9 protein-coding genes and 1 other RNA gene are annotated in these 13,776 nt (G+C 55.1%); 3 read left to right on the forward strand and 7 right to left on the reverse strand.

All coding sequences use genetic code 11. The features are described from left to right. Positions 1-222 precede the first annotated feature (222 nt). The 4 genes from CAUR_RS09825 to CAUR_RS09840 all read right to left on the reverse strand — a co-directional run bounded on the left by CAUR_RS09825 (position 223) and on the right by CAUR_RS09840 (position 6,894). Positions 223-1,005, reverse strand: a complete 783-nt coding sequence (locus CAUR_RS09825) for a succinate dehydrogenase/fumarate reductase iron-sulfur subunit (protein ID WP_012257749.1) — start codon at positions 1,003-1,005, stop codon at positions 223-225. Between the two features lie 95 nt (positions 1,006-1,100). Beyond that, entirely contained in the window at positions 1,101-3,074 is a 1,974-nt protein-coding gene (locus CAUR_RS09830; RefSeq protein WP_012257750.1) for a fumarate reductase/succinate dehydrogenase flavoprotein subunit, read from the reverse strand. Positions 3,075-3,112: 38 nt separating this feature from the next. Then, positions 3,113-3,832, reverse strand: coding sequence for a succinate dehydrogenase cytochrome b subunit (locus tag CAUR_RS09835; protein WP_012257751.1), 720 nt, complete (start codon positions 3,830-3,832; stop codon positions 3,113-3,115). 1,445 nt (positions 3,833-5,277) lie between these two features. Continuing rightward, entirely contained in the window at positions 5,278-6,894 is a 1,617-nt protein-coding gene (locus CAUR_RS09840) for an ATPase AAA (protein WP_012257752.1), read from the reverse strand. Between the two features lie 388 nt (positions 6,895-7,282). Here CAUR_RS09840 and CAUR_RS09845 point away from each other — a divergent pair, with 388 nt between their 5' ends. The 3 genes from CAUR_RS09845 to CAUR_RS09855 are packed head-to-tail and all read left to right on the forward strand — an operon-like array spanning position 7,283 to position 9,785. Beyond that, complete coding sequence (locus tag CAUR_RS09845; protein ID WP_012257753.1) at positions 7,283-7,789, forward strand: hypothetical protein; 507 nt, start codon at positions 7,283-7,285, stop codon at positions 7,787-7,789. Next, positions 7,786-9,054 (forward strand): glucosaminidase domain-containing protein, encoded by a 1,269-nt coding sequence (locus tag CAUR_RS09850; RefSeq protein ID WP_012257754.1) that lies wholly within the window; start codon positions 7,786-7,788, stop codon positions 9,052-9,054. The genes CAUR_RS09845 and CAUR_RS09850 overlap by 4 nt, the downstream gene beginning before the upstream one ends. A 56-nt stretch (positions 9,055-9,110) precedes the next feature. Continuing rightward, on the forward strand, positions 9,111-9,785 hold the full coding sequence (locus CAUR_RS09855) for a M23 family metallopeptidase (RefSeq protein ID WP_012257755.1): 675 nt from the start codon (positions 9,111-9,113) through the stop codon (positions 9,783-9,785). 894 nt (positions 9,786-10,679) lie between these two features. On the opposite strand, the gene CAUR_RS21215 is transcribed toward CAUR_RS09855, so the two are convergent. From CAUR_RS21215 to ssrA, 3 genes are all read right to left on the reverse strand, one after another. After that, entirely contained in the window at positions 10,680-10,823 is a 144-nt protein-coding gene (locus CAUR_RS21215) for a hypothetical protein (RefSeq protein WP_157866430.1), read from the reverse strand. Between the two features lie 683 nt (positions 10,824-11,506). Then, positions 11,507-12,481 carry a tetratricopeptide repeat protein gene (locus tag CAUR_RS09865; protein WP_012257756.1) on the reverse strand — a complete coding sequence of 325 codons (975 nt, stop codon included), beginning with the start codon at positions 12,479-12,481 and terminating at the stop codon, positions 11,507-11,509. 875 nt (positions 12,482-13,356) lie between these two features. Further along, positions 13,357-13,717: a transfer-messenger RNA gene (gene ssrA / locus CAUR_RS09870) on the reverse strand. Positions 13,718-13,776: the final 59 nt, after the last annotated feature.

Here is a 13,776-nt window from a genome sequence, read left to right on the forward strand (position 1 = left end):
ATGGTTTCCCCATTTTGCTCAACGATGGGAGTCATCCAGATGTGCCGACGGCGCATCGGTGAGTTGTAGTCAGTAGGGGCACGGCACGCCGTGTCCCATTAGCGCCAGCGTCTGGCAGTGCGTCGTTCAGATGCAGTAGATTTGAGATTACCGGCGCTATAGAAATCCCTCTTCCACACCGGTGGAAGAGGGATTACGTGGACACAGTGGATAACGAACAGCCTAACGAGTCGTCGCCGGCACAATCGGCGTATTCGGTTCAATACCGCGAAGCGCTGCCATCACCAGATCGCGGTTGAGCTGGGCAATCGTCTCAAGGCTGATCTCCTTGGGGCAGACCGCAGCGCACTCACCGATATTCGTACAATTGCCGAAACCCTCGAAATCAGCCTGTGCCACCATATTGACGACTCGCTGATACCGCTCTGGCTGGCCCTGGGGCAGCAGCGCCAGGTGGGTGACCTTTGCCGCCGTAAACAGCATCGCCGAACCATTCGGGCAGGCGGCCACACAGGCACCACAGCCAATGCAGGCTGCGGCGTCCATTGCCCGGTCAGCAGCTACTTTCGATACCGGAATGGTATTGGCGTCGGGTGCCGATCCGGTGCTAACACTAATGTATCCGCCAGCCTGAATAATCCGGTCAAACGCACTCCGGTCAACCACCAGGTCTTTCAGGATCGGGAATGCCGATGCACGCCAGGGTTCGACCGTAATGGTATCACCATCTTTGAAACTGCGCATGTGCAATTGACAGGTGGTAATGGCGTTCTTGGGGCCGTGGGCAACGCCATTAATCATCAGAGAGCACATACCACAGATACCTTCCCGGCAATCGTGATCGAACGCTACCGGCTCTTCACCCCGCGACATGAGATCCTCGTTAAGCACATCCAGCATCTCGAGGAACGACATATCGGGGTTGACGTTATCCATGACATACGTCTTGAACTCGCCGGGAGTATTGCGATTCTTCTGCCGCCAGATCTTCAGCGTGATCTTCATACTCTATCTCCGGCCACCGATTGCTTATATCAACCGGCAGCAGTTAAACTGATAGCAACAGGAACCTGTCCGAACATCGCCAGCATCCAACCGGATCACTTATAACTGCGCTGGGTCGGCTTGACATACTCGAAGACGAGCGGCTCTTTGTGCAGGCGAGGTTTCGCCAGATCGCCGGTAAACTCCCACGCAGCCACATACGAGAACTGCTCGTCGTTGCGGAGTGCTTCGCCGTCGGGTGTCTGGTATTCTTCGCGGAAGTGGCCGCCACACGACTCTTCACGGTGCAGCGCATCCAGACACATCAACTCGGCCAGTTCGAGGAAATCGGCTACTCGTCCGGCCTTTTCCAGCGCCTGATTGAGATCGTTGGCCTCGCCGGGCACATTCACATTCTCCCAGAACTCGGCGCGAATCTCAGGGATGCGCTGCAACGCCTCGCGCAGGCCGGCCGCATTGCGTGCCATACCGCACTTATCCCACATCAGCTTGCCCAACTCGCGGTGGAACGAATCGACGGTTCGCTTGCCGCGAATGCTGAGCAGGCGTTGAATACGCTGGTTGATTTCGGCTTCGGCCTCAGCGAACTCAGGACGGTCGATGCTGACACCACCGGGCTTAACCTGGGCCAGGAAATTGGCGATAGTGTAAGGCAGAATGAAGTAACCGTCGGCCAGACCCTGCATCAGCGCCGATGCACCCAACCGATTGGCACCGTGATCCGAGAAGTTCGCCTCACCGATCACGAACAGGCCGGGGATCGTGCTCTGGAGGTTATAATCAACCCACAGCCCACCCATCGTATAGTGGACGGCGGGATAAATCCGCATCGGCGTTTCATACGGGTCTTCGCCGGTAATCTGCTTGTACATATCGAAGAGATTACCGTAGCGTTCGGCAATCTTCTGTCGGCCCAGGCGCTTGATCGCATCGGCGAAGTCAAGATAAACCCCCAGACCGCCAGGACCAACACCGCGCCCCTCATCACACACCTGCTTGGCAGCACGAGAGGCAATATCACGCGGCACCAGATTACCGAAGCTGGGATAGCGCTCTTCGAGATAGTAATCGCGCTCTGATTCGGGAATATCCTGCGGGCGGCGGGTATCTCCCTTCTTCTTCGGTACCCAAATTCGGCCGTCGTTACGTAACGACTCCGACATCAGGGTCAGCTTGCTCTGGTATTCACCACTGACCGGAATACAGGTTGGGTGAATCTGGGTAAAGCAGGGATTACCGAAAAACGCCCCCCGGCGATGAGCGCGCCAGATCGCTGTGGCGTTACACCCTTTGGCGTTTGTGCTCAGATAGAAGACATTGCCGTAGCCACCGGTCGCCAGCACAACCGCATCGGCAGCGTAGCGCGTGATCTTGCCGGTTACCATATCGCGGGTAATGATCCCTCGCGCTCGCCCATCAACTACCACCAGATCAAGCATCTCGGTACGGGGGAACATCTTCACGGTACCGGCGGCGATCTGGCGACTCAGGGCCTGGTACGCGCCGAGCAGCAACTGCTGGCCGGTCTGACCACGGGCGTAGAACGTGCGCGCCACCTGGGCACCACCGAACGAGCGGTTATCAAGCAAGCCACCGTACTCACGGGCAAACGGCACACCCTGGGCCACGCACTGGTCGATAATATTGACGGAGACCTGGGCCAGGCGGTAGACATTACTCTCACGTGCCCGGAAATCGCCACCTTTCACGGTATCGTAGAAGAGGCGATAAATGCTATCGCCGTCGTTGCGGTAATTCTTGGCTGCGTTGATACCACCCTGAGCGGCAATGCTGTGCGCGCGACGCGGACTATCTTGATAGCAGAAGCAAAGCACGTTGTACCCGGCTTCACCCAGCGTAGCGGCTGCCGACGCTCCGGCCAGTCCAGAACCGACCACAATAATCGTGTATTTTCGGCGGTTGGCCGGATTGACCAGCTTCATCTCAAAGCGATGCTTATCCCAGCGCTGCTCAATCGGGCCAGTCGGGACTTTCGAGTCAAGGACACTGACATACTCAACCTGCCGCGTCCCGGTACGAACAGTCGTCTCGTTCTTCGTCTCGCTCATGCGAATTTCCTCGCTCTTCTAGCGTTGGTCGGGACCATCTACGCGACAAAGCCGAAATAGACCGCCAACGGGAATGAGATATTGCCAATGAAAACGGCTGCTGCGACAACAATTGCCAGACCGCGCAATAACCGATCATAGGTGCGGTTGTTCCAGCCCAGCGTCTGAAACATACTCCAGACACCGTGGTAGAGATGAAGGGCCAGGAAGACCATGGTCAGGAGATAAAAGCCAACAATCAGTGGATTTTGAAAGCCATACACTACATTATTGTAGGTTTCGTACACATCACCGTGGGGATGGATGAATTGTCCGGGTTCATAACCGACGACGCCGAAGGTCAGATGCAGGATGTGATAAATAATGAAGAAAAAGATCAACACCCCGCCAAAGCGCATCGTATAATCAGCATACCCTGATTGGCGCTTGTGCTGCCCATAACGGCGTACCGTTGAAATACTGCTCGCCTGCAAACTGCGCCGGCTCTGGAGGGTCAGGCTGGTGGCGGCCCAAATATGTAAAAATACCGAAGCCAGCAAGATAAAGCGCGCTATCCAAAGCAAATGCTCGTGACCGAAAATGGGATAGCCAAGTTCGCGCAGACCGGCCGCATAAGCGTTGTACACTTCAGGGCCTTGATACATCTTCAAATTACCGTACATGTGAAAAACGACAAAGCCAACGAGAACGAAGCCGGTCAGCGCCATAATCACTTTTTTGCCGACCGACGTGCGGGTGAGGGTGAGCACTCCTGTCATCGTTCCATCCTTCCCGAAACCAAGCTCTGCGCAAGATACAGACGATAATTGACTGCCGGCCAGAGCCGGCAGTAGCAGGAAAATATCCGTGATTTATCCTACAAAGTATCTTACCGCTACAGAATTATAACGGAATTACGATCAATTGTCTACCGCTTGCAACCATTCAATAACTTCTTGTGAAGAAAGGTACGAGGCTTGTTGAAGCCATAAACAACCATCAGCCCTGAGCGAATGAATGCAGCAAAGAACGATCCGATCTTGAATCAATAGCAAAAAAGTCTGTAAGAAGGCGCAAATCTGGCGCAATCGGTTGTGGGTGGTCGATGATGTTGGGCATGCTGCGGAATTATACAGGCATCAGAGGCAGGCTATCATAACCCCAGTTGCTACCTTTGTCACCACAGAGACACAGAGGATGGGTATAACCTGGGTTGCTGCCACGAAACGTGACGAAATGTATCCATAGAACTGGCCGCTCCTCACATCGTTTATGCGGTTACGCCACACGGTGAGGCGGGCAACGTCGCGCTATTTCTGGCAGTCAGTCTCTGTGGACAGTTCACAGTATAGATAGCAACCTGGGTTGGGATTACATTTCGGAGGCGATACCGTTGCCAGATAGGGCTACTCGTGTCGCGTGGTAAGGCGATCTGAACAGGTACATGCAACGTCTGTAGGGCGGGTTCTGAACCCGCCCCTACTCACGATCACGTGCAGGTCGTAGCGGTATTCATGCCGGTTTGTGCAGCGACAATATTGCTCTTCGTCTCCACACTCAGGTCGCCGCCATTGTGATGAGGTGATCACGAGCGATGATTTCCATCAAACCAGATTTTATAATAGAACCTGTTTCAAAAAACGTCTGCCAGGAGTTATCCCATTCTTGACCGACTCTATGATCGTAACGAGCACATCCGGCATCCCCGTGACCAGCATGGTCAACGGTATGACACACACCGGATCGTGGGTACGGCTGCTGCGGCAGCATGGCTGCCGCACTCCACACCGCGCACCACGCGCATGACGACCGGCAAAGGCAACCAATCCAGAGCGTGATGGCACGACCGGAGCTTCGCTCTGCCAACAAGACAGAAGAAGGACAAACGATCTTTGGTGATTGGCAAGCGCTCGTGCGCCTATGCGACAGTCTGATAGCATGATAGTGCAGCTTTTTATGAAATAAGTTCTGAACATCCTCCGTGTCTCTGTGGTGATCGTTGTACTACAGAGGCAATGAGAGCACGGATGGTGGTGTAGGACAAATTAAATTAAGGTGGCAACTTTGGTTATCTATGCATCATTATGCATTCCTCACCCAAAAGGGACAGGCACAAGGCCTGCCCCTAAGGAATGCTACGCTGATAGATGCGGACAAAGGTTCAATGGTTACCGGTCATCCTTACATTGCCAACCGGTCAATCAGAACCAGATAATATGTTCGTCTAAAGATCCAACCGCACCTTAGCACCAAAGTTCTTCTTCTCCTTGCTGGGGAAGTACGAGAGGCAGGCGGCATCGAGCAAGTCCGGGCTAAGGGTTGGGGTCTCCATGTTGTAGCGGGCAATTGCGATCAATTGGTCGAGAATATCGCGCGGCTGACACATCCGAAACGGCCGCTGATCGGGGCGAAACCACTTGGCGATCAGATAATCAATGCTGCGATCATCGTAGGGAACTTTGCGAACCCGACACATGATCTTCCAGATTTCTCGCCATTGCTCTTCGGTTGGATCGATAATCTCGATCTTGAACTTGATACGACGGAGCAAAGCATCGTCACCCAGGTCTTTGGGATCAAGGTTTGTGCTGAACATAATGAGCTGATCGAACGGAATCTGAATCTTTTGCCCTGACACCGTATTGAGAAAGTCATAACGCTTTTCGAGGGGCACGATCCAGCGATTGAGCAGATCGAACACGCGCACCTGCTGGCGACCAAAGTCGTCGATCAAAAAGATGCCACAGTTGGCTTTCATTTGAAACGGCGCCTCGTAGACCTTTGAGGTCGGGTTGTAGATCAGATTGAGTTGTTCGAGCGTTAGCTCACCGCCAACAATAACCACCGGTCGACTAATCCGAACCCAGCGCCGGTCGTATTCAACATCTTCTGGTAGAGGATTACGAGGCGGCTCGTGAATAACCGAGTCGTACATTTTGATGATGGCGCCATCGGCATACACCGCATACGGAATAAAGATGTCGTCACCCATCAGATAGGTAATACGCTCGGCAATCGTTGTCTTACCGTTGCCGGGATATCCGAAGAGCATCACCGATGATCCGGAATTGACCGCCGGCCCAACCATATTCAGAATGGACTCATCGATCACCAGACCCTCGAACGCATCGCGGATATTCCGGCGCGTTACCTTAACGTTCTTCACCGTCTGCGCTTTCACCGACTCGATCCAGCGTTCAAGCGGTACCGGGCAGACACCGGTGTACTGAACCTTTTCCATCGCCGCCTGCGCTGCCGTCTGTCCACGTGGCGTCAGCACGTACTCGTAGTTAATATCGCCGAAACCACGTTGACCGACAATATCAATCTGTTCGACATTCCGCAGGTCGATGATGATTTGCTCAATCACCCGGTAGAACAGCCCCATCGCTTCAGCCAGCTCCATCCCGGTTGCTCGCCCTTTGTTGTAGAGAATGCGCAAGAACTGCTCGGTAAGGAATGTACGGTTGAGACCGGTTTCTGCCGGCGTTGTTGGTTGTGCGGGCAGAAATGAATTATTGAGTTGCGGACGCGCTTCATCTTCAGTAGGGGGAGGATCGCCCAGCATGCGGAGCGTTGCCACGTTTTCACCGCGGGCACGCGCCTCACCGATCAACCGTTCAAGATCGGTAACGTGCATCTGAAGGTGGAGTAATGCGTCAACATCGTTCTTTGCCTGCGCCTCTTTCAGACAGGCATATACGGCACGGGCGACAGTGTATTTGACGCCATCGATGTAGAGGTGATGACAATACTCCTGATTGCGCACGTAACAATCACGCGGGTGGCTCTTGCGCGCTAACATTTCGTCGTAAGAACGTTGATCGAGTAAATAACGCATAGCGCCTCTTCTTCGTCATCAGGGAGAACGTTCAGCATAGCCGTTGCCTGCGGGGGAACGGCGGCCCGGCAACTCTGCCAGCATGTGTCACTGTTTTCATTGTAATGCTGATAGCGAACCATCGTACTACCAGCAACATATTTTGTTGAACGATTTTCATCATCAGAATGAGAAAAGAGAGCTTGACGACGGTGCCGATCTTTGGTAGAATTAGAACACTTGTTCTATTCAGTGTTGAAAATTTCGCCAACATCCATCTACATCAAGGCATGGCCCGGCGGCAATACCTGGCAGATCGTCAACCGGTTAGGGACGATATGTGGAAGGATTTATTCCCGAATAATGATGATCAGGTGCAGTCTTGTAAAGCTCGCAGAGGAGTGCTGGCATGGCAACTACCAGTCGTGAACTACACCGGGTGCAACGAACCTTCAGAATAGGCCGTATCATACAGGGAGCTGTGATCGCGCTAGCGATTGGCGCGCTTACCATCCTGGTTGGAACTATCACCGACGTTGGTCGCACAATCATCGACGATTGGCATTATGGGAGGCCACGAACCACCCATCTGACCGGCTATGCCGGATTACCTGCCGAGCGCTCCGGCCATCCTTCGCGGTTTATGGCGCTCAATCTTGATCGGCAAATTGTGATTATGGTTATTCCGGGTGGTGACACGAGCCAGATGCAGACCTGGCAAGGCCCATACTTGTTTGGGTTAGGCGAAGATCTGACGCCTGTGGTATTATCATTAGAAGATGCCGACAGCGATGGGTTGGCCGATCTGGTCGTGACAATCCATCAAGAGCAACTGGTCTATCTTAACCGTGATGGTACATTTCGTTTGCCAACGCCAGAAGAGTGGCATCGACTGGCACAGGAGTGGGGCAAGTGAGCACGTTCTCCAATCGCAAGAGAGGGCCACGACGGCCAGGCCAGCCTCTCTTTCCAATTGAGGATCCGGAGATCGTGCATGCGCCGACGCAGCCGCTGGCCGATCTCACTGCCGATCTTGATGCGGCACTGGCGGATCAATCATCTGTATCGCATACGCCGGTCGAACCGCAGGGTTTGCGGATTCCCGATGAGGTACGGGCTGCTTATGAGCGTGCCCGACAATCAGCTCGATCAGCGCCTCCGCTTCATCCAGGCTATCGGCGGACGCCTGAGCCGGCCCGGAACGCTCAACCAACAGCAGGCAAAGAGTTGACCCCGCCGGTTCGATCCGGTGGATCGATGAGTAGACCATCAGCGCCGCCTCATCCCAGAATGAACAGACCAGAACCGGCGTCGTTATCAACCGGGCGGGTTGTTCCCATTAGTGCCAGACACAATCTACCAGCGGAGCATCCATCATCGGAGCCAAAGCGAGCACCGGTTACAACCGTCGTTAGTCAAGTACCTCGCTTTGAGCGGCAAACAACGTTCGTGCCTGTACCGGCGGAGCTTACCGACGAGTTGATCTTACCACCACCGACATACCGTCGGCATGAACCACTTACGATTGCCGATTGGTTTAATCAACCGCTCGTGCTGCTGGCAATTGCCGTTACCAGTATTGTTGTTGTTGGATTGTGGTTCAGTCTGGCAGTTGCATCACCATTTTTGAGCTTTCAGTACGCAAGAGTGAATGATAGTTCGGTAGCCGCCAGTATTGCCTCAGCAGCCATTACGGTTCCTGCGCCTGGCGATTATCGGCTACGAACTGCACCTAGCCTGTCACCAGCACAGATTGATCGGATTTTGCAAAGTTACGGTTCACCGGCGACCGGTACCGGCGAAATCTGGTACCGCCTTGGTGTGGAATATAACATTGATCCAGCCTATGCCCTTGCCTTCTTTATTCATGAAAGCGGGGCCGGTACCAATCCGAACTGGGCCGGCTTTAAGCCAGATGGTAGCACAACCCACAACGTTGGAAATATTATTTGTGCCGGCTACCCAACTTGTTATGGCCGGTTTCGCGATTACCCCAACTGGGAAGCCGGTATTGCCGATTGGTATCGCCTGATCGATGTGGAATACATTCGTGGCCGCGGTCTTCAGACAGTGGCTGAAGTCATCCCGATTTACGCACCGTCGATAGAGAATGATGTTCAGGGATACATCAATGTCGTTACGCGGCTGGTTGATCAATGGCGCGCCGGCAATATTCCATGAGTGATCGATAACTAAACAGGTTCACGTTTATCCAACATCTGCGGTAGAAACACACTATGCGAGTCTTTTTTCCTATCTTTGTCTTTGCTGCCATCGTACTCCTGGCATTTGTTGCCTTCAATACGATGAATCGATCTAACCAGCCTGTGCTCAGTGGCTGGCGCGGTCCGGTACATGCGAGTGCATCCCTGGCAGCGAACATTGTCGGTAGCACTGATGTGTCGTCCCAACAAGGACTGATCGGCGTAGCCGAGCCGCAGGGACGGGGACTCAGCGATTCGCTCGTGCCCACCGGAAATCCGCTCGGTGTTGCCAATACCGTTATGACGCAAGGTTATGGTGTCGGCACCCACGCGCCGGCAGCGGTTTGGGGGGCGATTGATCTGGCTATCGATGGCAACGGTGATGGAAAAGCCGATCCAGAAGGTACCTGGAATCAGCCGGTCTACGCCACCCATGCCGGTCAGGTCAAGATCACATCGAATAGCTGGCCTGCCGGTAACCATGTTTGGGTTACTAACGAACTCTATCGCACCGGATATGCTCACCTGTCAGGCTTTGCCGTCAGTGATGGGCAATGGGTCAACCCCGGTGATGTGATCGGATACATTGGCTCGACCGGTATGTCGAGTGGGCCACACCTTGACTACCAGGTTTGGGTCTGGCGTGATGGACAGTGGGTCAATCAGAACCCTCTCGATTACAATGTCTTTGCAGCCTCTGGCCGTTGATGAGAACCAACCGGTTTTAAAACGGCTCTCGCGCAGGTAATGACGAGATGGCAACCAGGCCCTGTTCGGTGTCGTTTCCGGGGTCGCGCACCGGACCATCCATCTCGCCGTAACCGATCTGTTGATGGCACTGATCTCGCCATTCCTTTGTCGGTCTCTGGATGTTAACCTTCAGGCGGGCTAAAGCCCTACCTGACGACGTGGAAGCCCTGCTGGGGCTAGGCCGAAGCACGCCTGGAACCCGCCCCGTCAAGCGGGCTGAAGCCCTACCTGACAGCCTGGAAGCCCCGGTTGGGGCTGGGGTCGGGAGCACGCGCAAGGCTCCGCTCCATCAGGTGGGCTAAAGCCCTGCCTGACGCCGTGGCAGCCCCGTTGGGGATAGGGGTAAACCTCCCTGCTGTCAGGCCAGCCCCTATGCATTACCCATACCTCAAATACTGCATTGCCCGCGTGCCGGAGCGGGTCGGGGGCGTGATAACGGGCGTGCTCCCCAGCCGGGAGCTGGGAGCGCGCGCCTCCGGCGCGCTCCTTACCGGCACCAGCCTGCGCTAGCGGTCACCACCCGACACCGGCAGTTCCCGCCCCCAGCGGGCTATGCATTACCCATACCTCAAATACTGCATTGCCCGCGTGCCGGAGCGGGTCGGGGGCGTGATGACGGGCGTGCTCCCCAGCCGGGAGCTGGGAGCGCGCACCTCCGGCGCGCATGGTGCCGGTACCAGTGCTGGAGGGAGGAGCCAAACGCAAGCTCCCGCCCCTGGCGGCATTCACGGACGGCCAGGATAGGTGATCGAACCCAACCTCTACCCTATCAGGAAGCCCTGGATCACACGTCTGCCCTCCCCTCTCCCACCCGGCTACGCTTACCCATACCTGGTGTCAACCACGTGCGTATCAGCGGGGATGATCGCTATGGATGCTGTTGTGGGCGACTGGCCCGGTGATAGTGCGCAGCTCCAGCCGTGCTATCACGTGCCGGATGGGTTGCCTTGCCCGCTCGTTATGCACGTGTCGCGCGGTGTGGAGTGCGGCAGCCATGCTGCCGCGCCAGCCGTGCTCACGATCCGGCGCGTGGCCCACCGTTCCCCATCCTGGTCACGGCGGTACTGGATGTGCTCGTGACAATCATCGAGTCAGTCAGGCATACATGCGATACCTGGGCGTAGCGGTGTTGTTGCACTTGGTTCGTGCCTGCGCACCAGCGGCCACGGCCAGTACCTGACGGCGGTGGCGATGATGCCGGCACGCGGGCTGGAAGCCCGCGCCACGGGGAGCACTTGCAGCCCGGCCTAACGCAGCGTGACATGTGGGTAATGCATAGGCCAGCCCCGGAGGGGCTTCCACAGGCGGGGTTTCAACCCGCCGAACGATGAACCCGCCGCACCATCATCCCGCCGCCAGCACCCGGCCCCTTCCCGCCGCCAGGTCAGCCCCGAAGGAGCTTCCACGCATTGAGGCGGGGTTTCAACCCGCCGAACGATGAACCCGCCGCACCATCATCCCGCCGCCAGCACCCGGCCCCCTTCCCGCCGCCAGGCCAGCCCCGGAGGGGCTTCCACAGGCGGGGTTTCAACCCGCCGAACGATGAACCCGCCGCACCATCATCCCGCCGCCAGCACCCGGCCCCTTCCCGCCGCCAGGTCAGCCCCGAAGGAGCTTCCACGCATTGAGGCGGGGTTTCAACCCGCCGAACCAATCTGCCGCTCTGCATCTGCGGCACTTCATCCCGAACGTGAACGTCGCTTGCTTGACATTTCCTCTAACGAAGTTATCACATCAGTACCGCCTACTTCATGGCTTGCCAGCGGCTGATGATGTCGCGAACGATGCTCCTCAATGAAACCAAGTGCAGCCGCTCGCCAGGCGTTGGCAGCACACGGGCCCCTGGGATCGATTTTGATGCTGAGCAAGAATTGATCGCGGGCCATATCGTGTTTGCCACAGGCGGTCAACAATTCGCCGAGACGGTAATGAAGCTGCCCACGACTGGCCGGAGGACAGGCCGGCACAAGAGGTATCACCTGAGCCAGGAAAGATTCTGCTTCACTACGCCGTCCTATCTCAATCAAATAATTAGCGAGGGCACAGCAGGCAACAGCACGCTCAACCGGACGTCGAACAGTATTGATCATCTGACGTAAATAGTGTTCGACCTGTTCACTATCTGGTGTACAATCGCTTAGCACCATAGCTGCACCATACAATCCAGGGTTCATTGCAAGCGCTTTTTTTGCATACTGAATAGCCAGCTTTGGCTCTTCAGCTTCAACGAACGCTGCACTCAACGCTGCATATACTTGGGGATTGTCAGGATCAAGCCGGCACGCTTTCTTCAAGTGGTCTATCGCTACCCGTGGCCGATTGCGCTGGAGTGCGATGAGGCCCAGCAGCCAGTGCACGTCAGCCGAGAACGGATTGAGCGATTTGGCTATCTGGGCGAGCCGCATTGCCGAATGGTACTGCCCGTTATTCAGCAGCCGGTACGTCTGGCGGATGAGCAGGTATCGACTCAGGAACCAGAGGCTGCACAATACTGCCGGTAGAGCATTTATCAACACAACGCCACCAAGAACCATCCACAATAAAACAGCGATGATCCCGGGAAGCTCTGGAGTACGCAGAAGAACTTGTCCGATCCAGTGATGAGCGATCCAATACGGTTGCAGTTGCTCCAGGTCTGATGATTGAAAGCCCATAGGTAGCTCCTTCGCGCAGCTGGCTTCGTCTCAGTGATGGCGCAGGGCTGCTCACTGTACGTGGCTGCGATACCGTGTCATCCCGATACGTGGGTCTGCGATGTACGTTCGTGCGATATAGCTACGTACAGCATAGCAGGGAGTTGTGACATCTACGGTCACATTGGGCTGCCTCCTTTCAGAAAGCTGGCATTTGAACAGAACACCGGTTAGCCTGTGTGATCATGCTGTGTGAACCAATTCTGCTCCACTATCAGGTCATGATGGTGTGTATGGGTGCATCACACGCTCCTGATAATAGAGATGACAGAGGCAACCGGTTTTTGGCACAACAGTATTTATCGGTCACTCGAAATATCACCGATGAGTGACAGCAGGCGACAACCTGTATGGGCAATCACCCTGTACATGTGTGCCAAAATCTTGACTTTTGCTAAAGAAACATCTTTGAAATTAAAGAAAGAGGGTATTATTTACAACAACGGCAGCGGGTCTGCATCTGAACATTTGTACTTCAGAACTTTGACCATCCGTGTTGAACGTTGCAGTTGACTAATCATGCTGTAAAGAGTTGCGATCAAATCTCGTAGATAGATTTAATACGGTTTTGCTTTACAGTATCGAGTAGTATTATAGATGCTAACTAGAAACGCTTTCAAGTGTTCCACTCACCAATTTTGGTGAGTCAAGTCACCATTTCTGGTGCCACACGAATATACGACAAATTGTAGTAGTTTCTTATCATCGGCAACCAACAGTCTGAGAGTTTTGCCATGATGTCAGAAAATCCTATCGTAAAAGATGAAGTGTGACCGTGGATTGATAGCCTTTCGCAAACGAACAGCGCGGAGCATATCGCTCCGCGCTGTGGTGTGTGGTGGAGATGGGGGGAGTCGAACCCCCGTCCAGAAAGCTAGACCGCAGACATCTACAGGTTTAGCCCCTCGTTTCATCTCACCCGCAGTCGCACGAGTGGCAAAGCGACCGTTGGGCCAGCCTGATCTCTTAGCCGATAACGCTCAGGCAGGCGTTACCGGAGCACCCGACTGCTGACGCTCGACCCGTAACCATCGGGGGAGCTACGGCGAGCGCGCCGCTATTATTAAGCGGCGAGGGCCAGGCGAGCCTGGGCCCGAGTGTTGGTGTTGGCAGTTGTTGCCTTGCCCCTTTTACGTGACTGGGCGGCACGACCTGCAGTCTACGGCGTTCACTCCCTGTCGAAACCAGAGCATCCCCGCAGGCTGTATTCGTAGTATATCTCGCTCAACACGGTTGTCAATCAGTCTTACGATAGA

The sequence above is a fragment of the Chloroflexus aurantiacus J-10-fl genome (assembly GCF_000018865.1).
Lineage (GTDB): Bacteria > Chloroflexota > Chloroflexia > Chloroflexales > Chloroflexaceae > Chloroflexus > Chloroflexus aurantiacus.